Source organism: Ferrovum sp. JA12, from assembly GCF_001431705.1.
Lineage (GTDB): Bacteria > Pseudomonadota > Gammaproteobacteria > Burkholderiales > Ferrovaceae > PN-J185.
Genome location: NZ_LJWX01000001.1, coordinates 811,010 through 836,153, shown reverse-complemented (window position 1 = coordinate 836,153; position 25,144 = coordinate 811,010). Strand labels below are relative to the sequence as shown.

21 protein-coding genes are annotated in these 25,144 nt (G+C 44.1%); 10 read left to right on the top strand and 11 right to left on the bottom strand.

Features of this window, described 5'->3' with window-relative positions; genetic code table 11:
* Position 1: 1 nt before the first annotated feature.
* From FERRO_RS04380 to prmB, 3 genes are read left to right on the top strand one after another with little or no spacing between them, the layout of a single operon-like run.
* Positions 2-820 carry an NRDE family protein gene (locus FERRO_RS04380; protein WP_056929620.1) on the top strand — a complete coding sequence of 273 codons (819 nt, stop codon included), beginning with the start codon at positions 2-4 and terminating at the stop codon, positions 818-820.
* Positions 807-1,943 carry a succinyl-diaminopimelate desuccinylase gene (dapE, locus tag FERRO_RS04375; protein ID WP_056929619.1) on the top strand — a complete coding sequence of 379 codons (1,137 nt, stop codon included), beginning with the start codon at positions 807-809 and terminating at the stop codon, positions 1,941-1,943. The genes FERRO_RS04380 and dapE overlap by 14 nt, the downstream gene beginning before the upstream one ends.
* Before the next feature lie 5 nt (positions 1,944-1,948).
* Positions 1,949-2,854, top strand: a complete 906-nt coding sequence (gene prmB, locus FERRO_RS04370; protein ID WP_056929618.1) for a 50S ribosomal protein L3 N(5)-glutamine methyltransferase — start codon at positions 1,949-1,951, stop codon at positions 2,852-2,854.
* On the opposite strand, the gene rluB is transcribed toward prmB, so the two are convergent.
* The 5 genes from rluB to FERRO_RS04345 are packed head-to-tail and all read right to left on the bottom strand — an operon-like array spanning position 2,818 to position 7,195.
* Positions 2,818-3,696 carry a 23S rRNA pseudouridine(2605) synthase RluB gene (rluB, locus tag FERRO_RS04365; protein ID WP_056929617.1) on the bottom strand — a complete coding sequence of 293 codons (879 nt, stop codon included), beginning with the start codon at positions 3,694-3,696 and terminating at the stop codon, positions 2,818-2,820. The two genes, prmB and rluB, sit on opposite strands and share 37 nt — an antisense overlap.
* Positions 3,665-4,312: an SMC-Scp complex subunit ScpB gene (gene scpB / locus FERRO_RS04360; protein ID WP_082601174.1), complete on the bottom strand. Its 648-nt coding sequence runs from the start codon at positions 4,310-4,312 to the stop codon at positions 3,665-3,667. The genes rluB and scpB overlap by 32 nt, the downstream gene beginning before the upstream one ends.
* 5 nt (positions 4,313-4,317) lie before the next feature.
* On the bottom strand, positions 4,318-5,133 hold the full coding sequence (locus FERRO_RS04355; RefSeq protein ID WP_056929616.1) for a segregation and condensation protein A: 816 nt from the start codon (positions 5,131-5,133) through the stop codon (positions 4,318-4,320).
* Complete coding sequence (locus FERRO_RS04350; RefSeq protein ID WP_056929615.1) at positions 5,130-6,332, bottom strand: tryptophan--tRNA ligase; 1,203 nt, start codon at positions 6,330-6,332, stop codon at positions 5,130-5,132. Before FERRO_RS04350 ends, FERRO_RS04355 begins: the two co-directional genes overlap by 4 nt.
* A 14-nt stretch (positions 6,333-6,346) precedes the next feature.
* Positions 6,347-7,195, bottom strand: a complete 849-nt coding sequence (locus tag FERRO_RS04345; RefSeq protein ID WP_056929614.1) for a 3',5'-nucleoside bisphosphate phosphatase — start codon at positions 7,193-7,195, stop codon at positions 6,347-6,349.
* Positions 7,196-7,309: 114 nt separating this feature from the next.
* Here FERRO_RS04345 and FERRO_RS04340 point away from each other — a divergent pair, with 114 nt between their 5' ends.
* Genes FERRO_RS04340 through glnE form a run of 4 tightly spaced genes read left to right on the top strand, consistent with a single transcriptional unit; the run spans position 7,310 to position 11,722 of the window.
* Positions 7,310-7,870 (top strand): septation protein A, encoded by a 561-nt coding sequence (locus FERRO_RS04340; protein ID WP_056929613.1) that lies wholly within the window; start codon positions 7,310-7,312, stop codon positions 7,868-7,870.
* Positions 7,863-8,126 (top strand): BolA family protein, encoded by a 264-nt coding sequence (locus tag FERRO_RS04335; RefSeq protein ID WP_056929612.1) that lies wholly within the window; start codon positions 7,863-7,865, stop codon positions 8,124-8,126. Before FERRO_RS04340 ends, FERRO_RS04335 begins: the two co-directional genes overlap by 8 nt.
* A gap of 30 nt (positions 8,127-8,156) precedes the next feature.
* The gene (locus FERRO_RS04330; RefSeq protein ID WP_056929611.1) at positions 8,157-8,987 is read left to right on the top strand and encodes a peptidylprolyl isomerase; all 831 of its coding nucleotides are present in this window, start codon (positions 8,157-8,159) and stop codon (positions 8,985-8,987) included.
* Positions 8,988-8,989: 2 nt separating this feature from the next.
* Complete coding sequence (gene glnE, locus FERRO_RS04325) at positions 8,990-11,722, top strand: bifunctional [glutamate--ammonia ligase]-adenylyl-L-tyrosine phosphorylase/[glutamate--ammonia-ligase] adenylyltransferase (RefSeq protein ID WP_056929610.1); 2,733 nt, start codon at positions 8,990-8,992, stop codon at positions 11,720-11,722.
* Here glnE and purL read toward each other — a convergent pair.
* Positions 11,715-15,605: a phosphoribosylformylglycinamidine synthase gene (gene purL / locus FERRO_RS04320; protein WP_056929609.1), complete on the bottom strand. Its 3,891-nt coding sequence runs from the start codon at positions 15,603-15,605 to the stop codon at positions 11,715-11,717. The genes glnE and purL overlap by 8 nt on opposite strands.
* A 143-nt stretch (positions 15,606-15,748) precedes the next feature.
* On the opposite strand from purL, the gene ygfZ reads away from it, so the two are divergent.
* Both ygfZ and FERRO_RS04310 read left to right on the top strand, forming a co-directional pair.
* Positions 15,749-16,666 carry a CAF17-like 4Fe-4S cluster assembly/insertion protein YgfZ gene (ygfZ, locus tag FERRO_RS04315; protein WP_056929608.1) on the top strand — a complete coding sequence of 306 codons (918 nt, stop codon included), beginning with the start codon at positions 15,749-15,751 and terminating at the stop codon, positions 16,664-16,666.
* Positions 16,663-17,568: a lysophospholipid acyltransferase family protein gene (locus tag FERRO_RS04310; RefSeq protein WP_056929607.1), complete on the top strand. Its 906-nt coding sequence runs from the start codon at positions 16,663-16,665 to the stop codon at positions 17,566-17,568. The genes ygfZ and FERRO_RS04310 overlap by 4 nt, the downstream gene beginning before the upstream one ends.
* Positions 17,569-17,849: 281 nt before the next feature.
* Here the strand turns inward: FERRO_RS04310 and FERRO_RS04305 are convergent, their stop codons facing one another.
* The 4 genes from FERRO_RS04305 to secA are packed head-to-tail and all read right to left on the bottom strand — an operon-like array spanning position 17,850 to position 23,721.
* Positions 17,850-18,827, bottom strand: a complete 978-nt coding sequence (locus FERRO_RS04305; RefSeq protein ID WP_056929606.1) for a Nudix family hydrolase — start codon at positions 18,825-18,827, stop codon at positions 17,850-17,852.
* A gap of 12 nt (positions 18,828-18,839) precedes the next feature.
* Positions 18,840-19,715 carry an ATP-binding protein gene (locus FERRO_RS04300; protein WP_056929605.1) on the bottom strand — a complete coding sequence of 292 codons (876 nt, stop codon included), beginning with the start codon at positions 19,713-19,715 and terminating at the stop codon, positions 18,840-18,842.
* Complete coding sequence (gene argJ, locus FERRO_RS04295) at positions 19,716-20,942, bottom strand: bifunctional glutamate N-acetyltransferase/amino-acid acetyltransferase ArgJ (protein WP_056929604.1); 1,227 nt, start codon at positions 20,940-20,942, stop codon at positions 19,716-19,718.
* A gap of 34 nt (positions 20,943-20,976) precedes the next feature.
* Positions 20,977-23,721 (bottom strand): preprotein translocase subunit SecA, encoded by a 2,745-nt coding sequence (gene secA, locus FERRO_RS04290; RefSeq protein WP_056929603.1) that lies wholly within the window; start codon positions 23,719-23,721, stop codon positions 20,977-20,979.
* A gap of 53 nt (positions 23,722-23,774) precedes the next feature.
* On the opposite strand from secA, the gene FERRO_RS04285 reads away from it, so the two are divergent.
* Positions 23,775-24,212, top strand: coding sequence for a DciA family protein (locus tag FERRO_RS04285; protein ID WP_056929602.1), 438 nt, complete (start codon positions 23,775-23,777; stop codon positions 24,210-24,212).
* Here the strand turns inward: FERRO_RS04285 and lpxC are convergent.
* A complete protein-coding gene (gene lpxC, locus FERRO_RS04280; RefSeq protein WP_056929601.1) occupies positions 24,209-25,138 on the bottom strand; it encodes a UDP-3-O-acyl-N-acetylglucosamine deacetylase in 930 nt (309 codons plus the stop codon). The two genes, FERRO_RS04285 and lpxC, sit on opposite strands and share 4 nt — an antisense overlap.
* Between the last annotated feature and the right edge of the window lie 6 nt (positions 25,139-25,144).

Genomic DNA, 25,144 nt, shown 5'->3' with positions numbered 1-25,144 from the left:
TATGTGTTTAATACTAGTCGCCTGGCAACAGCACCCATATTTCCCGTTAATTATTTTATCTAATCGCGACGAGTTTTATCAAAGACCCAGTCAAATCCCCCGTTTTTGGGCTGATTATCAGAGCGTTTATGGGGGTCGGGATTTGCAAGCGGAAGGAACCTGGCTTGGGGTAAACCGCTTCAAACGATTAGCCGCTGTGACTAATTACCGTGATCCAAGTCGATTAAAAACTGACGTTAAATCTCGGGGGCAACTGACCGCTAACTTTCTATGCCACTCACAGCCCATAAACGAGTACTTAACAGATCTAACACATCATCTTGATAGGTTTAACGACTTTAATTTACTCTTGTATGATCATCAAGAGTTAACCTGTTTTGAAAGTAAATCAAAAACAATCCACTCTCTTGATCCAGGTATTTATGGACTCAGTAATCATTTTCTTGACACACCATGGCCAAAAGTCACAGTGGGTAAAGAACAATTAAGTCACACTCTTAAGACGTGGGCTAAAGACATACGTACACTTGAAGATTTACACGACGACACGCAATGCCTCACCGTGTTAAGCGACATTTTATCCAATGATGCCATTTATGCCGATTCATCATTACCCAGTACAGGTTTATCTCTAGAGCTTGAACGTCGATTGTCCGCTGCCTTCATTAAATCAGATGATTACGGAACACGAGCATCTTCCATTGTGATTGGCAATCAAGATGGAGATTTTCTTTTTTTTGAGAAACAATATGGTATGAATGGTATCTTTGAAGGGGATACCAGCGCCATTGTTTACCATTTAGAACATAACCATGACTAATACACTAGCACTTGTTAAAGAACTTATTGCCCGTCCCTCAGTCACCCCTGATGACCAAGGTTGCCAGACACTGATTAGCCATCGATTAATCCCATTAGGCTTTAAGGAACAGGTTATCAAGAGTCACGGCGTCACTAATACTTGGTTAAGGCGTGGAACAGAGTCTCCTTTAGTGGTTTTTGCAGGTCACACCGACGTAGTACCCACCGGCCCTGAGGACGGATGGCAATCGCCACCCTTTGAACCCACCCAAGTTGGAGACCTCCTTTACGGTCGTGGGGCCTCTGACATGAAATCCTCCTTAGCGGCTTTCGTCACCGCCATTGAATCGTTCATAAACACCCAACCCAATGTCAAAGGATCTATTGCATTACTACTTACTTCCGACGAAGAAGGCCCAGCCACGGACGGTACAGTCAAAGTGGTGGAATGGTTAAAAAACCAAAATATCTCTATCGACTACTGCATCATTGGAGAACCTACCGCAGTGGAACAATTAGGAGACACCATCAAAAATGGTCGACGTGGATCCTTATCTGGCAAGCTCACCATTATTGGCAAACAAGGTCACGTGGCTTATCCCCATTTGGCCACTAATCCCATTCATGAGTGTGCCGCAGCAATTTCAGAGTTAGTGGCAACGCAATGGGATCAAGGCAATAACTACTTCCCCGCTACGACTTTTCAAATATCCAATATCCAAGGAGGAACGGGGGCAAGTAATGTTATTCCTGGCGAAGTTCATATCTGGTTTAATTTTCGCTTTTCCACAGAAAGTACCGATCAGTCTCTGATCGAGCGTACTGAAGCCATCCTTAAGAGAAACCATCTGAACTTTCATATCGACTGGCAATTGGGTGCGAAACCTTTTCTTACTGAAAAAGGAAAACTGATCCATTGCGCCTCTGAAGCTATTTATGAAGTAGTGGGTATCCAAACTAAAATATCCACAACTGGCGGCACATCAGATGGAAGATTTATTATTGATATATGTAAAGAACTCGTTGAAATCGGTCCTTCTAATGCCACCATTCACCAACGTAACGAAGCAGTAAAAGTCAGCGACCTTGATCATCTCTCAAGCATTTACTGTACCCTATTAAAAAAACTCCTGACTTCCTAAGGATAATGATGATGGATACTCAATTTTTACCTGAAGAAATTGTCACTATCAGAGACCTTTTACGTTATACAGTCACCCTGTATAACGAGGCGGGCTTATATTTTGGTCACGGCTTTCCTAGCGCTCACGAGGAAGCCAGTTATTTAATCCTCCACACACTGCATCTGCCCTTTGATCAAAAAAATCTATGGTTAGACGCCAGTTTAACTGAGCAAGAAAAAACCAAACTCTTTGAACTGATCCAAAGACGGGTTGTAGAAAAAATTCCTGTAGCCTACCTCACACACGAAGCATGGCTTGGAGATTATCGGTTTTATGTGGACGAGAGAACTATCGTACCTAGGTCTTTTATTGCTGAGGTATTACTCAATGATCTCGATACTTGGTTTAAAGATCCCAAAGCCGTTAAGCATGTGGCTGATTTATGCACAGGCGGGGGATCTTTAGCGATTTTATTGGCACTGTTATTTCCTGAAGCTTCAGTGGATGCGGTAGATATTTCTAAAGATGCCTTAGAAGTTGCCCAGATCAACGTTAGTCAATATGGCTTAGCTCATCAAATTCATCTACGCCATGGGGATTTGTTTCAGGCCTTACCCAGTCACAAACACTACTCACTAATTATCTCAAACCCCCCCTATGTGGATGCTGAAACAATGTCTTCCTTGCCCGCTGAATATTGTTCGGAACCTAATCTCGCACTAGCGAGCGGAGAGGACGGTCTTGATCATATTAAACGTCTTCTTAAAGAGGCACCACAGCATCTAGCTAAGAACGGCATACTCATTGTGGAGATCGGACATAATCGAGCAGCATTAGAAAACGCTTTTCCACAACTTCCCTTTTTATTTTTATCTCTTCCCGCTGGAGATGATTATGTTTTTGTTCTGCGTCGCGAAGATTTGCTGTGAGAAGATAAATCGCTGGCACTGCGCCGGCTACGAATCCGACCGGGAGTATAGCTCTTGTCTCTTGGGGAAGGAGTGTGTTGTTTGACCTTCATGGGTTTAGTAATACCGACCCATTCAATCACTTGCTTAACTTGTTCAGGTTTTAATTCTAAAAACTGCCCGCGCTTAAGCCTTGAAGGCAGTTCCATCATACCGTAACGGGTTCTCAATAAACGACTAACCATCAAATTCATGGCTTCAAACATTCGTCTTACTTCACGATTTCTTCCTTCCTTGATCCCCACTTGATACCAATGATTAGTTCCCTCACCACCCATATCCCGTATCCATTCAAATCGTGCAGGGCCATCATCAAGAGTGATTTCTTTACAACAACGTTTTAAATCATCTTCAGACATCTCGCCAACAAGTCGTACCGCATACTCACGCTCAATCTCAAAACTGGGGTGCATTAAGCGATTAGCAAGATCTCCATTGTTAGTGAATACTAGTAAACCACTGGTATTAAAATCTAAACGACCTACATTAATCCATTTCCCTCCTCGAATTCGAGGGAGTGCACTAAATACAGAAGGTCTCCCCTGCGGATCATCACGGCTAACTATTTCCCCTTCTGGTTTGTAATACAAAAGAATTTTAGGAATTTCTTCAGAAAAGTTTAATTTAATAATACGCCGATCAACTTTAACCGTATCCATTGTGGTAATTCGGGTACCAACTGTAGCCACTTCACCGTTAACCAATACACGTCCCTCTTCAATCAGGGTTTCCATGTCACGGCGCGAACCCAGTCCTGACTGGGCAAGAATTTTATGTAGCTTCTGAGCTGAGGGTAATGTCATTTAAATTGGCTTCATCTAATTGAATCTTTAACTCACTGTCCACAGCATCCTCCAAGGAGAGAGTTAAAGCTACTTCGTTCGGGTTTTCTTGTAAGTCCATTAAGGGAGGAAGGTCTGACAGAGAATGTATATTTAAGTCATCTAAAAATTGTTTTGTGGTGCCATATAAAGCGGGTTTACCAGGTACCTCACGGTGTCCTAGTACCTCTACCCAACCCCGTGCTTCAAGGGTTCGAATCACATTGGAGGCAACCGCCACGCCTCGAATTTCTTCAATGTCACCCCGAGTTACCGGTTGGCGATAAGCAATAATTGCTAAGGTTTCCATAACGGCTCTGGAGTATTTTGGAGGTTTTTCAGGATTAACCGCGTTGATTTTATCTTGCACCTCAGCCTTAGTCTGAAAACGCCATCCTGTTGCCACCTCTACCAATTCAACGCCACGCCCCTGCCAGTCCTGTTGTAATTCTTGTAACCACTGCTGGATATGATTATGTTCGAACTGACCGGCAAATAATTTCTTTAAAAGGCCAATATTTATCGGCTCCTCAGCAACAAGAATACTGGCTTCAATCAGTTTTTTTGCTTCCTGACTTACTTCTTGATCTATGTGCATAGTCATTACTCCACGGACTCCCCACCGAGACTAACATAAAGCGGTGCGTAAGCTTCAGTTTGAGATACGTTCACCATTCGTTCTTTCACTAATTCAAGGATAGCAATAAAATTGACTACCGCCAGCGGAACGCTCATTCCCTCATCAAATAAATCCATAAAAGCGACAAACTGATGTTCATTTAATCGCTTAAGAATTTTGGTCATATATTCTCGAACCGAGAGTTGTTCACGGCTAATTCTGTGGTGTTTGTTTATTTTAATACGTGATAAAACAAGTACCCAAGCATCTTGTAAATCACGCAGTGATACCTCGGGTAAGCGCTCTAATAGCACATCATCCACCCAAGCACGAGCATGCTTAAATTCTCTTCCCTCACGGGGCATTTCCTCTAACTCATGAGCCGCCATTTTTATTCTTTCATATTCAAGAAGACGTCTCATTAAGACTGCACGAGGATCAATCTCTTCCTCCTCCGTGCTGGCTGGGGGCACGGGTAAGAGCATTCTTGATTTAATTTCTATGAGTACAGCAGCCATCACTAAATATTCAGCAGCCAACTCCAGGCGGCCCTGTCGCATGGCTTCAACATAACTCATATATTGACGAGTGAGCTCAGCCATAGGAATATCTAAAATATCAAGAGAATTTTTTCTAATGAGATAAAGCAGTAAATCCAGCGGCCCCTCGAAACTCTCTAAAAAAACCTCTAATGCTTCTGGAGGAATGTAAAGATCTGTGGGAAGAGAGGAAATAGGCTCGCCATTAACCTTAGCAATTGCATGGCTAATAGGTATCTCTAGAACCTCCACATCACTCATGAATAGGATAACCCAGTGGCTTCCCTCACGTCGCGAAGGGTATCGTTAGCAATCTTTTTAGCTCGCTCACAACCGTCAGCGATAATATTTTTAACTAAGGTAGGGTCGCTGGTGTAAATGGCCGCTTTGTCTTGCATGGGTTTTAACTCAGCATTCACTTTATCAATGACTGGTTGTTTGCATTCCAAACAGCCAATGGCCGCGGTTTTACATCCTTCCACCACCCAATCACAAGTTTTTTCATCACTATAGGTCCTGTGAAACGAGAATACCGGGCAACGATTAGGATCGCCGGGATCAGTTCGTCTAACACGAGCAGGATCGGTTTGCATTGTACGAATTTTTTTCGTTACCGTTTCCTCATCATCTCTGAGTGAAATAGAGTTATTATAAGACTTAGACATTTTTTGACCATCCAAGCCAAGCAAACGAGATTCCTCCGTAAGGATCGATTGGGGTTCAACTAAAATCATCTTGCCGCTCCCCTCCAGATAACCAAATACTCGCTCTCTATCTGCCACCGTCAAGTTTTGTGTTTCCGAAATAATTTCACGAGCCTGCTCAAGCGCGTCTTCATCACCTTGTTCTTGATAACGATTTCGTAAGTCCAAATATAGCTTAGCCTTTTTGGTACCCAGTTTTTTAACCGCCGCCAGAGCTTTTTCACCAAAACCAAGCTCACGTCCGTATAAATGATTAAAACGACGCGCCACTTCACGAGTAAATTCAATATGGGGAATTTGATCCTCACCTACCGGCACTTGATTAGCGCGATATATCAAAATATCCGCGGCCTGTAATAAGGGATAACCCAAAAAACCATAGGTCGATAAATCTTTATCGGTAAGTTTTTCTTGTTGCTCTTTGTAGGTGGGAACCCTCTCTAGCCAACCCAGAGGAGTCATCATTGATAAAATCAAGTGGAGTTCCGCATGCTCAGGCACTCTGGATTGAATAAACAAAGTAGCCTGATTGGGATCCACCCCCGCCGCTAACCAATCAATCACCATATCCCAAACATGGGACTCAACATGGCTAGGGTCATCATAATGTGTTGTCAAAGCATGCCAGTCGGCCACCATAAACAAACACTCATGTTCATGTTGCAACTTAATCCAATTTTTTAATACACCATGGTAATGACCAAGATGCATCGAGCCCGTTGGGCGCATGCCTGAAAGCACACGGTCAGGGTACATTCTCTACTCCTAGTTTAATGAGTTGATGGGGGCGACCACATTTGCCAGACTGGTTTACAACCATAGGGTAACTCAGGTAATTTGCCCGGTTCGCAAAAGCTTTCCCCCGGACCATGAAAATCAGATCCTCGCGACGCCAGTAAATTTCTTTTTCTAACATGCTGCGCAAAAATTTCGACCTCTTCTTTATTGTGGTTTGAAGTGACTACCTCAAGAGCTAAACCGCCAAACTCAACAAATTCATCTAATAAAGATTCCATCTTGGCTTTACCCATTTCATAACGTCCCGGATGAGCCAGTACTGGAATACCCTGGGCAGCGCGAATCCAATGTAATGCCTCCGAAAGATCTGCCCAACGGTGTCTTACAAACCCGGGTTTACCTTTAATGAGATATCTTTTAAAGACTTGCGACACATTTTTAGCATGACCTTGCTCAACAATATACCGAGCAAAATGAGGCCGAGCGATGATATTAGGATTTTGAGCAAACTTGAGAGCTCCTTCAAAAGCCCCTGCGATGCCTACCTTAGCCAGCTCATCACCAATTAGCTTAGCTCTTGCCACTCTTCCTTGACGAATTTGAAGTAATCCCTCAACCAAAACATGGTGGGTGGGGTCAATATTAAGGCCTACCACATGAACCGTGTGATTACCCCAGGTAACAGAAATCTCCACCCCATTAATAAATACAATGCCCGCTTCTACAGCAGCGAGTCTCGCCTCAGCTAACCCCCCCACATCGTCATGGTCAGTGAGTGACAGGGTTGTCACTCCATTAGAAGCGGCCAACCGAACTAGCTCAGTGGGACTTAATAGACCATCTGAAACACGGGAGTGATTATGTAAGTCAATGTTTTCCATGGATTTTTTAATAAAGTAATAGGTATATGATAGCAAATCTTAGGTTTCCCCGATACACCTCTTTTTCATTTTGTCATAGACAACCCTACCCCTTTTCTAGGAAAATAACAGTCTATGAAAATATTCTTTGATTTGTTTCCAGTTGTTTTATTTTTTATAGCCTATCAATGGCATGGTATCTACTGGGCTACAGCGGTGGCCATAGCTTCTAGCATTTTACAAATTGCTGCACTCCTTCTTCTTAAAAAAAGAGTAGAGCCCGCAGCCTGGATTGGTCTTGTGGTGATAGTCATCTTTGGTGGTTTAACATTGTGGACGAAATCCCATCCCTTAGGCGGGATTAACCCAACTGTGTTTATTCGTTGGAAACCCACTGTACTCTACTGGATATTTGCCACCATATTATTCTTAGGCCCCCTGGTTTTACAAAAAAATCCCATGCGCTCCCTGTTAGGCAAAGAATTACATTTACCAGATACCCTATGGGGAAAAATTAACATGGCTTGGGCAATCTTCTTTAGTTTTCTGGGAGCTATTAACTTATACGTGGCTTTTCACTATCCTGAACCGGTATGGGTTAAATTCAAATTATTTGGTTTGTTGGCCTTAATGATAATATTTATTGTGATACAAGGCATTCTTTTAGCAAAACATATCAAACAACCCAATGATTAATAACGATAATCTTATTGATCTCATGAAGGAGCGTTTGGCTAGTTTAGAACCTAAAACACTCACTATCAGAGATGACACGAGACTCCATGAGGGACATCTTGAAAGTCAAGGTGCTGGGCACTTTAAATTAACCATAGATAGTGAACAGTTTGCAGGTAAAGATGTCCTAAGTTGTCACAGACTGATTTATAATGCTTTAGGTGATTTATTTCCTCATAGAATTCATGCATTAAGGATTAACCTCCTTAATAGATAACAGTAATTTTCAATCAAGGACTACATTATTATGAAATTGAAACAAACACTTATTTCCCTATCACTAGTGGGGGGACTGTTAGGCTTAACCTTAGTGTATGCTGACCAAACAAAACAAGCCACGGGCTCTAGCAGTAACAACGGAAAAGAAGTTATTGTTAACGGTACGCCCATTTCCAATGAGAAAGTAGATGTGGTGATGCGTTCTCAAGAAGCACAAGGTCATCCAGGTGGAGAACAGCTTGAACGCGCTGTTAAGGATAATCTGATTGCATTACTTCTCATCTCTCAAGAAGCGGAAAAAGAGGGGTTAGATAAAGACCCAGCTAATGCAGCACAAATCGACTTAACCAGACAACAGATTCTGGCCCGTGCCTTACAAACCCGCTATGCCAAAGAGCATCCTATTTCAGACAGCGTTCTTAGAAATGAATATGACAAAATGAAAAGCGAAGTGGGTTCTAAAGAGTACTCTGCCGAACATATTCTTGTCAAAACAGAAGCTGAGGCTGATCACATCATTGCAGAACTCAAAAAAGGCGCGAACTTTGAGAAACTCGCCAAAGAAAAGAGTCTTGATACAGGATCTAGCGCTAACGGTGGAAAATTAGGTTGGGCTGCTCCTTCCACCTTTGTAAAAGGGTTTGCGGACGCCATGGTAAACCTTAAAAAAGGACAATTTACTGACAAACCCGTCAAAACACAATTTGGCTATCATATTATTCGTCTACTAGATGTCCGTGCCTTGAAAGCCCCTCCATTTGACGATGTGAAAGAGCGTATCCGTCAAGCTAAAGAACAAGAGGCCTTTGCAAAAATGGTGCAAGAATTACACAGTAAAGCCAAAATCGAAAACAATTAATTTTGTTTGATCCTTGGCAGTATTCCCATTATTTGTCGAGACTTCTTAAAGCAAAGAAAGTCTCTCAAGAAGTAATTAACGCGTCCTTGACTTCGGTTTGGACGCGTTTTTCATTCATAGAACCTCTTCGTCAACTTACTCCGCAGGAAGGCCCCCATAGTCAGCGACTCGCCATTGGATTGAGGCGTTTAAGACAACAGGTATACAGTCATCTCATCATTAAGGATCTGATGGGACTCGCGGATGTCCATGAAGTGACTCAGCTAATGAGTGACTTTGCAGAGTTTTCTATACAACAGGCTATCAGGACGCTTACCGATGAATTGATTAGTCGTCACGGTACGCCAGTGGGCCGAGAGACACATCAGAGCCAAGAGTTATTGGTTATAGCCATGGGCAAGTTAGGCGGTAGAGAGCTAAATGTTTCCTCAGACATAGATTTGATTTTTGCCTATGAGGAGGAAGGCGACACTCATCCCTCCTCTCCCGAGCAACGATCCATTTCTAACCAAGATTTTTTTCATCGCCTTGGCCAGCAATTAAATAAGTTACTTTCCGAAATGACCGACGAGGGTTTCGTATTTCGTGTTGACTTAAGATTGCGTCCTAACGGAACAGCAGGACCGCTAGTGGTCAATCTCGCCATGTTGGAAGATTACTTTACTATTCAGGGTCGCGATTGGGAACGCTATGCCTGGATTAAAGCACGAGTGGTGTCTGACCCAGAGAATGCACAGGTAAAACGAGGTACTCAAGCCTTAATGGAGAAAGTTATTCCATTTGTATATCGGCGCCACCTAGATTTTTCTGCCATGAGCGCACTGCGCAGTATTCATCGTTTAATAAGAGATGAAGCCAGCGCCTCGGAGCTTAAGCAAAGCTATCGAGGTACAGATATTAAATTAGGGTCTGGGGGTATTCGCGAAATTGAATTTATCGCTCAAGTATTCCAACTCATTCATGGCGGACAAGATGTTAAGTTAAGAGTCATCCCCACCCTTGAGGTGTTGGATAGATTAGTTGAGCGTGGATTTATGACAGCTCAAGATAGAAAACAACTCAGAGAAGCCTATTTATTTTTGAGACAACTTGAGCATCGAATTCAATATCGAGAAGATTTACAAATTCATTACTTACCTGTCAATGAGCACGATCTCACAGAACTCGCCTTGAGTATGGGATATATGGATAGCCATAGTTTTTTGAAAAAACTGAACGCTCACCGTGATCAGGTTAGCTTGCTGTTTGATAAAATCTTCCCAAAAGAAACCGAACCTGTTTTAAGTATAGGAGACCAATTCTGGCAACGGGCAGAGGGATTGGTTGATGAATATCATCAAACAACACCTGATTTCGCATTGATACAAAAACTGTCTTCTTTAAAAAACACCTTCTCCTATCGAGCACAAACGTCACGAACCAGGGAACAGTTTGATATAGCCATGGGCAAAGGGATAACCCTCATCTTTGAAGGTTATCCATCAGAACAACATGACACTATCGTGAATCGTTTCTTACGTTTCATGGAAGCCATTAGTCGTAAAGCCTCCTATGTGATCTTGTTGGTGGAATATCCTCATGTCATCGCTAGATTAATTGATTTACTTAATACCTCCGAATGGGCCAGTCAGTACATCACGCAACGACCTCAATTATTAGATGAGTTTTTAAAAAGTAACCCTTTCCATCATGATGTGACAGATTACTGGAATAACTTTAAAGACCATTTACAGGAAAGAATGAATGAGGTACCAGATGATATTGAAGAACAAATGCATCTTCTAAGAAGGGCAAAACAACAACAGACCTTCCAGATTTTGTTACAAGACCTGCATAAGAAACTGACCGTCACTGAAGTGGCAGATCATTTAAGCGCCATGGCTGATGTACTCGCAGAGGTTGTTTTAACAGCGGTTTGGCAACAGTATCCTAAGAAACACATCCCTCACCCTAAACTGGCCATCATTGCTTATGGCAAATGGGGAAGTAAAGAAATGGGTTACGCCTCAGATTTGGATCTAGTCTTTTTACATAACGACGATGATCCTGACGCACAAATTCATTATTCATATCTGGTCAGAAAGTTTTCACAATGGATGGTAACTCCCCTAGGGACAGGAATCCTCTATGACATTGATATGCAATTAAGACCCAATGGTAGCGCCGGGTTGTTAGTGAGCCCTCTTGATGCTTTTCACCACTACCATCACCAAAACAGAGATAACTCAGCTTGGGTATGGGAGCATCAAGCCCTCACTCGCGCACGCTTTTGTTGCGGGGATAATCCTGTGGGAGAATCCTTCAATCAAATTCGCTTTGATGTCTTAACTAAAGAACGGAACATGACCTCCCTCAAGCAAGAAATCCTATCAATGCGTGAGCGCATGTACCATGGCCATCCTAATCCTACGGAGCTATTTGATATTAAACACGACAAGGGAGGGATGATTGATATCGAATTTATCGTACAGTTTTTAATATTGGCCCATGCCCATCAATTTCATGGTTTAACAGATAACTTGGGGAATGTTGCACTCCTGCAGCGTTGCGCTCAACTAGGCTTATTAAATACTGAGGAAGGGGCGGCCTTGGCACAATGCTATATTCAGTATCGCGAATGGCAACACACAGAAAGACTAAAGGGAGCCACTGAAGCACGCATCCCTTTAGCCATCGCTAACCAACATATTCTTCAAGTTACCCGTAGTTGGGATCACTTATTCCTTACTAATTAACAAACGCTCGCGCATTTCTAAACATTCTCAACCAAGGTCCATTCTCAGACCATGAATCGGGATACCAAGAGTTTTGTACGGTTCTAAAGGCTCTCTCAGGATGAGGCATCATGATGGTAAAACGGCCGTCTCTGGATGTGATTCCAGCCAGTCCAGTAGGCGAACCGTTAGGGTTTAATGGATAAGTGGTGGCAACTCTACCAAACCCATCCACATAACGCAAAGAGATGAACCCTTGTGCTCGATTGAGCGAGTCTTCATTAGCAAATTTCGCATAGCCTTCACCATGAGCAATAGGGACAGGGATGCGACTGCCTGCCATACCTTTTAATAATACCGATTGACTTGGTGTGATCTCCAGCAAAACCACTCTGGCTTCAAATTGTTCCGACCGGTTACGTTTGAAACGAGGCCAGTGATCAGCGCCTGGAATCAGCGCTGACAAATTACTCATCATCTGGCACCCATTACAAACTCCTAAAGCAAAGACATCTAGCCGATTGAAGAAAGCGGAAAACTGATCATAAGCTCGAGTATTATACAAAATAGATTTAGCCCATCCTTCCCCCGCACCCAACACGTCGCCATAAGAAAATCCGCCACAGGCGACCATTCCTTTAAATTCTGACAAGTGAACACGTCCGTGCAAGATATCGCTCATGTGAACATCTACCGCCTTAAACCCTGCCAGATCAAAAGCTGCGGCCATCTCCACATGACCATTCACCCCTTGCTCTCGTAATATGGCAATCTTTGGGCGAACACCTGTATTAATGTAAGGAGCCGCTATATCTTGATTTGGGTCAAAAGTTAAATGCCAGGTTAATCCCGGATCACTGCGATGATTAATCCGCTCATACTCTTGCATTACTGTTTGGGGGTTATCACGTAACATCTGAATTCGATGGCTAGTTTCAGACCAAGCAAGATGAAGCTGCCCCAACGACTCATCCACTAGTACCTGTTGATTATGTTGAATAACCAGACGATCGCTATCGTTGACATGTCCTAATACATAATGAGCTCCAACCAACCCCACAGCATCTAATGACTCTTGAACATACACCAAATCTGTCTCTCTGACTTGGATAAGGGCCCCTAACTCTTCATTAAACAAACAAGCCATGACTTGGTCTGATTGAACGATGGCGCTAAGGTTAATAGTGGCACCTAATCTTGAACAAAACAACATTTCGCATAGCGTTGTAACCATTCCACCATCTGATCGATCATGGTAGGCAAGAATCTTGCCCTCTTGATTTAAGACCTGGATGATGACAAAAAAGGCTTTCAAATCTTGCGCTTTATCTACGTCAGGTGTTTCATTACCCACTTGGTTAAAAACTTGAGCCAGGGCACTGGCTCCTAATCGATTTTTTCCTCGACCAAGATCAATGAATAACAAGGTCGTGGGTTCCTCATGGCATAACTCAGGCGTTAAGGTGTTTCGTACATCAAGACAAGAAGCGAAGCCCGAAATAATTAAAGACAAGGGGGAGGTGACCGCATGCTGTCCATTTTCGTCCTGCCAGACTGTTTTCATGGACATAGAATCTTTGCCCACAGGAATACTTAAATCAAGGTCTATACAAATATCCTGCGTGACTGTCTTAACGGTGTCATACAATAAAGCATCTTCACCCAAAGAACCGGCGGCCGCCATCCAATTGGCTGATAATTTGATATCACTTAATTTAGCGATGCGAGCAGCGGCCAAATTAGTAAGGGTCTCCCCTACAGCCATCCGTCCAGAGGCAGGCGCATTGATGACTGCTAAGGGAGTACGTTCACCCATAGCAAAAGCTTCGCCATGGTAATGATGAAAATCTGCCAAGGTCACCGCCACATCAGCGACAGGTACTTGCCAACGTCCCACCATCGGATCACGATGAGATAATCCTCCCACCGTGCGATCGCCAATGGTTATTAAGAAGCTTTTGTCAGCCACGGCAGGCAAACGTAATACTCGGTACAAGGCTTCTCTAACAGTGATCGATTGATCAAACTGTAGAGGGGGTAGTGTGGGTTGAAGATGAGCCACATTACGTAACATTTTAGGAGGTTTTCCTAATAATGATTCTAATGACATATCCACTACAGTTTCGTTAAGCAAGCTGTCTTCCACCACCAAGCGTAGCTCTTGCGTCGCCACCCCCACCACAGCAAAGGGACAACGTTCACGCTCACACATGTGCGTCAACACCGTGAGTTGGTCTGGATGAATGGCTAGGACATAGCGCTCTTGAGATTCATTACTCCAGATTTCTCTGGGTGACATACCAGGCTCCTCAGAGGGGACTTGACGTATATCAAAACGCCCCCCCACTCCTCCGTCGTACGCGAGTTCTGGAAAAGCATTTGAAAGACCGCCTGCCCCCACGTCGTGAATAGCAAGAATAGGATTTTTTTCACCCAATTGCCAGCAACGATCAATGACCTCCTGAGCGCGTCGTTGTATTTCAGGGTTAGATCGTTGCACAGAGTCAAAATCTAATTGCTCTTGATTATCACCACTCGTCATTGAGGAGGCCGCCCCTCCACCTAGACCAATTCTCATTCCAGGGCCACCTAACTGAATAAACAAACAACCCGCTTGCAAGGGTTTTTTATGGGTGTGCCGATCGTCAATAACACCAATGCCTCCTGCTAGCATAATGGGTTTATGATAGCCACGCATTTCGCCAGCCACTTGTTGTTCATAAGTCCTAAAATAGCCGGCAAGATTAGGACGACCAAACTCATTATTAAATGCCGCTGCTCCAATCGGACCTTGAATCATAATATCTAGCGCCGATACAATACGAGAGGGGCGTTCCCCAGTTCCTGCTTCCCACGGCTGAACAAACCCTGGGATATGTAAATGAGAAACACTAAACCCACTTAATCCTGCTTTAGGCTTAGCCCCAATACCCGTAGCGCCCTCATCTCTAATCTCACCGCCACTACCCGTGGCGGCGCCAGGATAAGGAGCAATAGCTGTGGGATGATTATGAGTTTCCACCTTAACTAAAAAGTGTGTTAATAAAGGTTGGTAGGCATAAGATCCGTCAGCATCAGGGAAAAAACGATGGGCGAGCTTACCGGTCAAAATAGCAGCGTTATCTGCATAAGCTACAATAGTTCCTTGGGGATGATGTTGGTGAGTAGCGCGCACCATGGCAAAGAGCGACGCCTGTTGTGGTTGTCCATCAATTACCCAGTCAGCATTAAAAATCTTATGTCGACAGTGCTCTGAGTTAGCTTGAGCAAACATCAATAATTCAGCATCTGTAGGATTTCTATTAGCCGTAACAAAGACTTCCAGTAAATAATCAATTTCATCCTCTGTTAGAGCTAAACCATAGTCCTGATTAGCTTTCACCAAAGCTTGCCGTCCCTCTGCGAGTAGGTTGACTCTATTTAACGGCTGCGGCTCATGGGGTTCGAATAAACGCTGGTACTCCGTACGGTGACGAATCACTGTCTCAGTCATTCGATCGTGTAAAGATTCAGCAAGTTGATGCCAAATGTCTTCAGTCATGGGTTGAGACAAGTTGACTTGATAAGCTACCACCCTCTCTATGCGGTCAACTTGGGTTAAACCACAATGATGCACAATATCCGTAGCTTTACTGGACCAAGGTGAAATAGTCCCCACACGAGGGGCGACAATTAAACTCGCTTCCCTATCCTGGAGAGTATCCATGGGTTCCCCATAACTGAGAATCTGTTGCAGACGATTGCCCCCGTCTTCATCAATGCGGGCGTGTATAGAAAAACAATGTTCATACCATGCAGTAAGATTCACCACCGGCAAACCTATCTGTACTAACTTTTGACGTAAACGTTGTAAGCGAAAGGGTGATAGAGCTTGGGAGCCTTGCATATAGTGGACTGCATTCATATCAATTAATTTTCCACGGTTTAAATAAGATTATTATAACGGATCCCATCTTCCCACAGTATTTGAAAAGCGATTCATTCCCCCCTTAACGGATCACTCTGGTTTAAAATAAGGTATTGTTCCTTATTTATTACAGTTCACTTATGCTGATTCATCAATCTCTTAACCACTATGGGTTAATACGCTTTAGTGGCTCCGATGCTGAAAAATTTCTACAAGGTCAATTGACCCAAGATATGTCCCTCGTTAAAGAGGGAAGCGTCTCTTTGACTGGCTACTGCACCCCTAAGGGACGCCTTCTGGCAAGCGGACTAGTCTGGCGAGATAGTCAAGGGTTTTGGTGGCAACCCAAGGCAGAACTGAGCCAAGCGTTAATTAAACGTCTCACTATGTTTATCCTGCGCGACAAGGTGGTCATTGAAGACTTCTCTCATCAATATTTACAAATTGGACTCTTTTCAGCGCATATTGAGGCTGCCTTGGAAAGTCTCTCTCTACCCTGCCCCCTTAAAACAGACGCCCTCACCACCGAGCAAGGCTTACACATTATTCGCTACCATTCAGATAGAGTCATCATAATTGGTGAGACATCGCTGCTCAGTAAAGTCTTAGCCTTGAATCATAGCGAGGAGCACCATGATCTGTGGCAACAAACGCAAATTATCGAGGGCTTTCCTGAAATCACCTTATCAGAGCAAGATCAATGGATCCCGCAGATGGTCAATATGGATCTGATACAAGCTGTTAGTTTTAAAAAAGGCTGCTATACAGGCCAAGAAATTGTGGCGCGTACCCACTATTTAGGCCAGGTAAAACGCCGTACTTTTCTTTTTAGCTGCTCTGCTGCCACGATAGAAGAGAGCGATATACTGGTCAGCGTTTCGGATCAAAATAGCACGCTAGGCCATGTCATTAACTGTTGCCATCAAGCTCACGGTGACTTATTTTTAGCTGTGGTACAGGTTGATGCTATGCGACAAAAGGTACCCTTGATGATCGCACGAAACAATATTTCGGTCACCGCACAATCTCTTCCCTATGTCGTAATCTCTGACTTATGAAAATATTATTACGACTCCCCACTTGGATGGGTATTGCTTTACTGTGGCTCGTGCATTTTTTGCCTCTACCTATCCTCGCCTATCTTGGTCGAGCGATAGGTCACTTGGCTTTTTATACTAAAATGAGTCGTACCAGCCGCATTAATATTCACGCCTGTTTCCCTGAACTCTCTACCATTGAACAACGTCAGTTAGTTAAAAAACAATTGAGCGCGTTATGTACAAGCTTACTTGAATTAGGGGTTATTTGGTGGGCCCCCAAAACCAGAATAGAAAAACTAGTCACTTTTAAAAATATACACTTTACCGAAAACCAAACACGACCCATTATATTTTTAACTCCCCACTTTGTTGGTCTAGAAATACAAGGGGCACGAATGAGTAGGGTTTTTCGTGGTATCGCTATGTTTGCCCCCCATAAAAACCCTGACATTGACCGTTTGATCTGCGCGGCCCGTGATCGTTTGGATGATGTTATTTTTGTACAACGCAAGCAAGGATTAAGACCACTTATTCGTGGACTTAAGGACGGCAGACGCTTATATATTCTTCCTGATATGGATTTTGGAGAGAATAACGATTCTATTTTTGTGCCGTTTTTTAATCTTCCAGCAGCCACCGTCACCACCCTACCGCGCTTAGCTCAACTCACAAATGCTGTGGTGATCCCAACTATTTGCTACGCTTTGCCAGGGCATACGGGCTATCAAGTTGAGTTTTTTGAGCCCTGGGAAAATTATCCCACCGACTCCATAGAGGAGGACGTGGCACGCATGAACCGTTTCATTGAAGAGCAAATTAGGCGATTTCCAGAGCAATATTTTTGGGGACATAAACGTTTTCGAACCCGACCCAATAACAGTGAACCTTACTTTTATCGTTGGCCACAGCCTCTTGATTGATTCCATAGCCGTGACTAATCTTTAAGAACTGAGTTAAACGTCCTGAGAATGGGCGCGATCTATGTCGCTTCCCTCCCTTATGAGGCCCCCGAGTCATTACCTACGGACATCACTCGGGACCACCAAAGTTAAGGAAAAAAGTAGCAGGCTCCTTAGTCGAGGGTAAGGGGTGGCCTACGGTGCTGTATTAGCATAGAGAAACTTGGGCAACACCAGCAATTCTGAGGGATTTAGTCGTTTTCTGAAAAACCCTATCATCACTCAATAAGTACCCAAGACGGTCAACACAGATCTGACCGAAAACGATTGGCAATAGGCGTGTTATCCCGCCAAATATGGCTCATAGAAGCGATTCCTTGGCCATGGCAGGAGAAGACATGGGTAAGCATAGAGCTCTGCATTCCACCCAGTGCATAGACTGGAAAACTACAATTTTGAATTAGGTTTGTAAACTGCTCCCAGCCCAAGGGCAACTGCTCGGGATGAGTCTGGGTGGTTTGAACAGGTCCCAGCACAGCAAAGTCACAGCCCAAGCGCTGTGCATAATGAAGCTCTATTTGATTATGGCAGGAACAAGCCACTATCGGAAAATCTGGGCGTGCCGTTAAGCTGATTAATTGTTGAGCAGTTAAATGGACACCATGGGCCTTCACCGCTTGAGCAATTTCCATGGAAGAATTAATAAGTACTTGGGCTGAGTAGTGCTTGGCGATAACCATCACTTTTTCAGCCAGCTTGTATAATAACTCAGGCGGTAAATCTTTCTCTCTTAACTGAATTAATCTTAAACCTCTAAAGCAGGCACGTTCTAAGGATTCTAAAAACTCCGGCTCTGTCATCTGTTGACCATCAGTGATGCCATAGACCACTGGTAACTGTAGGGCATTTAAGATTTTTTGATTAGCAGGCAGCATAGGGCTCACTACCTCTTCCCCCCATCCTTGCCAAGCCAACTTTTGATTCTCTAAGGGCTCAGGTTGACCTTGCCATTGAGTCACTCTAAACAAACTTAATCGAACATGGGCGTGGGGATAGACAAACGTGTCACTAAACCATGGGGAGCATTGCGTTACTTGAATTCCCAGCTCTTCTTCAAGTTCACGATACAGCGCTTGAAAACAAGACTCCCCAGGCTCCACCTTCCCGCCAGGAAATTCCCAATATCCCTCATAGACTTTCCCCGCCGGTCGTTGCGCCATCAGATAACGACCCTTGGTATCGACCACTATACCCACCACCACCTCAATAGGCCCACTCATGGCATTCCCCCCTCAGCTCAAACGTCCAGACCAGTCTCTGGCAAATTGCCAAGCGCTGCGTCCACTTCTGGATCCTCTCATTAAGGCCCAAGCCAGAGCTTCCATTCTAAACTCTTCCGTATTGACTTTTTCGGCACCCAAGGCGGTCGCCCAATGTGTTGCAATCGTGAGATACGCCTCTTGATCCATAGGGTAAAAGGAAATCCACAAACCAAAACGATCTGACAAGGATGTTTTTTCTTCGATAGTCTCCCCAGGGTGAATTTCACCCTTAAGATGACTGACCTCTTGGTTATCTGAAAGAAATTCTGGCATTAAATGACGGCGATTACTGGTGGCGTAAATCAATACATTTTGCGGCGTTTCACTCACTGAACCATCCAATACGGTCTTCAACATTTTATAGCCTGATTCATTGGCTTCAAAAGACAAATCATCACAAAAAATAATAAAACGCTGAGGGTGGGGCGCCAAGGCATCCACAATGTCAGGTAAGTCCAACAAATGCTCTTTATCCACCTCAATCAAGCGCAGTCCTTGCTGTTTAAATTCATTCACTACGGCTTTAATAAGGGAGGATTTACCAGTGCCCCGTGCTCCAGTTAAAAGCACATTATTGGCCCCTCTTCCCAACACAAATTGCTGGGTGTTGTGATACAAACGTTGTTTTTGATCATCGATTTCCTGTAGATCTCTTAACTGTATTGTCGGTAAGCGACTGACCGCCTCAAAAAATCCCTGACCGTTCTGTTGAATACGCCAACGCGCCACGCTGGTCTGCTGCCAATTAATGTCCTTGACCTGCCCCGGTAAAGAAGCGGATACGAGTTCAATCAAGCGATCCAATCGCTTAATCAAAGAGTCCATATTCTGATTAGGATCACTCATTTAACTACGGTAATCGGCGTTAATACGAACATAATCATAAGAAAAATCACAGGTCCAAACCGTTTGCGTCACCACACCTCGGTTTAACACCACACGGATCATGATTTCAGATTTCTTCATGACATGTTTACCCAGCTCCTCAAGATAGCTTGCTGCTCGCCCTCCAAACTCAGAGACCAACACATCATCTAAATAAAGCTTTAACTGCGTCACATCTAAATCATTAATTCCAGCGTAACCAATAGCAGCCAGAATTCTTCCTAAATTAGGATCCTGTGCAAAAAACGCTGTCTTAACAAGGGGAGAATGGGCAATGGCGTAAGCCACCTTTAGACACTCTTCTTGGCTTTTCCCATTTTCCACTACCACTGACATAAATTTAGTGGCTCCCTCCCCATCCCGCACAATGGCTTGCGCTAAGAAACTGGCCACTTCAATTAACCCTTCCTTGAGGATAGCGTAAGCTCTACTCTTGCCATCTGTAATGGGCGACATCTTGGCTTTGCCTGTGGCTGCCACCACAAACGAATCATTGGTTGAGGTGTCTCCATCCACAGTGATACGATTAAAGGAAAGGTCCGCAACCTCTTTGACTAATTGCTGCAAGAGTGACTGATCAATATTGGCATCGGTCGCCATAAACCCTAACATGGTGGCCATATTAGGATGAATCATGCCTGCCCCTTTGGCAATTCCCGTGATCGTTACCACCACCTCATCGACTGTTATTTTTTTAGAATAGGCTTTAGCCACCGTATCGGTTGTCATAATAGCGTGCGCTGCATGATACCAATTGTTATCAGCCAACGTCGTGGTAACCGGTTTGATCCCATTTAACAAGGGCACCATAGGTAAACGCTCTAAAATCACCCCCGTAGAAAAGGGCAGCACTGCCTCACGCGGTAGCGATAACTGATCAGCCACTGCTTGACAAATAGTGATAGCATCCTCGTAACCCGCCTCCCCTGTTCCAGCATTGGCGCATCCTGTATTGATTATAAGCGCCCGTGGCTGGGTCGACAGAAGATGCTCTTTACATAGGGTAACAGGCGCAGCACAGAAACGGTTCTGTGTAAACACAGCACCAACCACTGTCCCCTCAGAAAAAGTGATCAGCAGTAAATCTTTACGATTAGCTTTTTTAATTCCCGCCTCATGGTAGCCTAATAAAACCCCATCCACAGGATAAAGACTCGAAGGCTCTGGTTCCTTAAGATTCACTGCCATATACAATTCCCCTTTACAGTCTTATAAAAGTGCACTAAGCCAAACGCCCATGACACTGCTTGTATTTCTTACCCGACCCACAGGGGCAAGGATCGTTGCGTCCCACCTTAGGGACTTCCCGGCGATAAGTTAAAGCCTCCTCGGCGCCAATGTTGACGGAAAGATCATCATCATTACCCGCTAAGGCTTCGTCGTAATCAGCGTGATGATATTGCACATTGCTCACTTGAAGCGCCTGAGTTTCTTGCTCTACCGCTTTTTCTACTTCACTTTGCATGCTCACTTCAACGCGACACAACACTTGGGTCACATCCCGCTTAATCCCATCTAGCATGGTTGAAAACAACTCAAAAGCCTCTCGTTTATATTCTTGTTTTGGATTTTTTTGCGCATACCCTCTAAGGTGAATCCCTTGACGCAAATGATCCAAAGCTGCCAAATGTTCACGCCAATATTTATCAATGGTATGTAACAGTATTGATCGCTCATAAGCATGAAGTGCACTCGCGTCGACAATCTGAAACTTTTCTTGGTAGCGCTCATGAGAGAAAGTAATAATTTTTTGCAATAAACTCTCTTCACTTAAATCAGGTTCAGCCTTTAGCCACCCAGAGAGATCGCAGGTAAGAGCATAGTCGTGCTCTAACGACTGGGACAATCCCGCCAAATCCCATTGTTCCTCTGTCATATTCTCTGGAACATAACGTCTAAATTCATCAGTTAACACAGCAACTCGCATGGCTGTAATAGTTTCAGCAATATCTTTGGACTCGAGTATTTCATTACGTTGAAAATAAATAACTTTACGTTGATCATTGGCCACATCATCGTACTCAAGTAACTGCTTACGCATATCAAAGTTGCGTGCCTCAACTTTTCGCTGTGCATTTTCTATGGCGCGTGTTACCCATGGATGCTCAATAGCTTCCCCTTCAGGCATTTTCAATCGGTCCATAATGGAGGCCACGCGATCCGCGGCAAAAATCTTCAATAAAGGATCCTCTAGGGACAGGTAAAAGCGAGTGGATCCTTTGTCTCCTTGACGACCTGCCCGTCCACGTAACTGATTATCAATTCGTCGTGATTCATGTCTTTCAGAACCCACAATATGTAATCCACCCGCGGTCAACACCGCGTCATGAACCGTCTGCCACGTCTCTTTCAGCGCTTTAATTTGCTGACTTTTTTGCTCGTCCGTGAGCGTTTCATCTGTAGCGACCGCAGCCAAGTCTTTCTCAACATTGCCCCCTAGTACAATATCTGTCCCACGCCCAGCCATATTGGTGGCAATGGTGATCACACCAGGTCGCCCTGCTTGCGCCACAATATCTGCCTCACGAGCATGTTGCTTAGCATTTAATACTTGATGTGGCAGTTTTTTTTCATTTAAAAAATGAGACAATAATTCGGAGCTTTCAATGGAGGTAGTACCCACTAAGACAGGTTGTCCGCGCTGGTGACAGTCCTCAATATCCTTAATCATGGCTTGGTATTTCTCACGGGCACTTCTAAAAATTTGATCCATTCGGTCCTGCCTCACCATAGGACGATGGGTGGGAATCACGACTGTTTCTAAGCCATAAATATGCTGAAACTCAAAGGCTTCTGTGTCAGCGGTCCCCGTCATGCCTGAGAGCTTACCGTAGAGTCTGAAGTAATTTTGAAAAGTAATTGAAGCCAGAGTTTGCGACTCATTTTGAATGGCCACGCCTTCTTTGGCTTCCACCGCTTGATGAATGCCTTCAGACCAACGTCTACCTTGCATCATACGACCGGTAAACTCATCCACAATAATGATTTCATCATTTTGAACCACATAATGTTGATCACGGTGATAGAGTACATGGGCTCGTAAGGCCGCATAAACATGATGCATTAAAATAATATTACTAGGATCATATAAGCTGCTTCCTTCGTTTAGCAGCCCCATACTAATCAGTAATTGTTCTGCTTTTTCATGGCCGGCTTCTGAGAGCATCACTTGATGAGCTTTTAAATCAACAAAGTAATCCCCATCTGATTCCTCAGCGCTTTGGGCGACTAAATGAGGAACCAGTTGATTAATTTTTATATAAAGGTCAGCGCTATCCTCAGCCTGCCCTGAGATAATGAGAGGAGTTCTGGCCTCATCAATTAAAATAGAATCCACCTCATCGATAATGGCAAAATTTAAACCACGTTGCACTCTCTCCTCAGGACTACCCACCATATTGTCACGCAGATAATCAAAACCAAACTCATTATTCGTGCCATAGGTAATATCGGAGCCATAGGCCATCTGTTTGTCTTCATGGGTCATTTGTGACAGATTAACGCCAACACTTACCCCCAAGAAACGATGCACTCTCCCCATCCATTCAGCATCACGTCTAGCCAAATAATCGTTTACCGTTACGATATGTACTCCTTTACCGGAGAGCGCATTAAGGTAAGCGGGTAGAGTACTAACTAGGGTTTTTCCCTCGCCCGTGCGCATTTCTGAAATCTTTCCGTCATGAAGCACCATGCCGCCGATCAGCTGAACATCAAAATGACGCATACCTAATACTCTCTTACTTGCCTCACGCATCACGGCAAAGGCTTCTGGCAATAGATCATCCAAGGTTTCACCTTGTTCTAAACGCTGACGGAATTCTGGTGTTTTTTGTGCTAACGCCTCGTCCGATAAAGAAGCCAAAGAGGGTTCTATGGCATTAATTTTAGTAACGACCTTATAATACTGCTTGAGTAAGCGATCGTTACGTGTGCCGAAAATCTTTTTTAGGAATTGAGTGATCATGGGCCTAAACGCCTGTTAAACAAAACTATGATTTTACCAGATACAATACCCTGATGAACTCTAGATCATTAGGCAATTTACTTAATCAAGAAAATAACCTGCAACAATGGCAAAATAAAGCTAAATTGATCAGGGAAATCGAGCTCTATTGGCAGAATTTATTGCCTGAGCCTTGGCGCGATCTGAATTATGTTGCCAATCTTGACCAACAGGTGCTGTTAGTGTGTAGTACCCATAACGCAGTGTTCAATAAATTAAGGCAGCTTGAGACCTCCTTACTGGGACAAATACAAGCGCAATTCCCTCATATTACTTCCATCAAGTTTAAGATGGTACCCAGCGCCCCTCACATTGAAAGAATATCCATGGCCAATGAGTCACTGAGCAGTGACACCCTCGCCTTGTTTGAGCAAAGCGTAATGAGAATGAAAAAAGGACCGGTGGCTGAAGCACTACAAAAACTACTTACCCATCACAGACGAAAACCTTAGAAAACAGGCTGTGTGTTTAAATCCACCAGAGGCTCTATAAAAGCAGTAGGGGGAGTTCTATTGCTCTCAAAGGTCACAAACTCCCAGGCAGACTCGTTATCCAGTAATGCTCGAGCCGCAACATTATTGAGCGCATGACCTGATTTGTGACCAATGAAACTGCCTAACAAGGGGTGACCGATTAAATACAGATCGCCAATAGCATCGAGGATTTTATGGCGCAAAAATTCATCGGCAAACCGCAGGCCATCCGCATTTAACACCCGAAACTCATCCATAACAATGGCATTATCTAAGCTCCCACCCAAGGCCAAGCCCATGGATCGAAGCTTTTCCACATCTTGAGTAAAACCAAAGGTTCTCGCTCTAGCCACTTCCTGAACATAAGAAGTCTGAGCGAAGTCTACTGTCACAGACGAGCCCATATCCTTAAATGCAGGATGATTAAACTGTCCCTCATAGGTGACTTTGAAGCCAGGATAGGGCTCAAAACGAGCCAACTTATCACCCTCTTTAACTTCCACTACTTGCTTAATTAATATGTATTTCTTTAAGGCGACCTGCTCCATGAGCCCTACAGATTGAATCAGAAAGATAAAAGGCCCCGAACTCCCATCCATAATAGGGACTTCTGGACCGGTAATATCAATATACAGATTATCAACCCCTAACCCTGCTAGTGCCGACATCAAATGCTCAACGGTGCTCACCTTAGCTTGATGTTGCTCAATTAAAGAAGACAGTCTGGTATCAGTCACGTGGTGCGCTAAGGCTTGAATAGTTGGGGCATCAGGTAAGTCCGAGCGAACGAATACAATCCCCGTGTCCACGGGGGCAGGACGTAGCGTGAGGCTGACTTTCACCCCCGTATGTAGTCCTATCCCTACGGTTTGTACCGAAGACTTAATGGTTCGTTGCTTCAACATGCCACC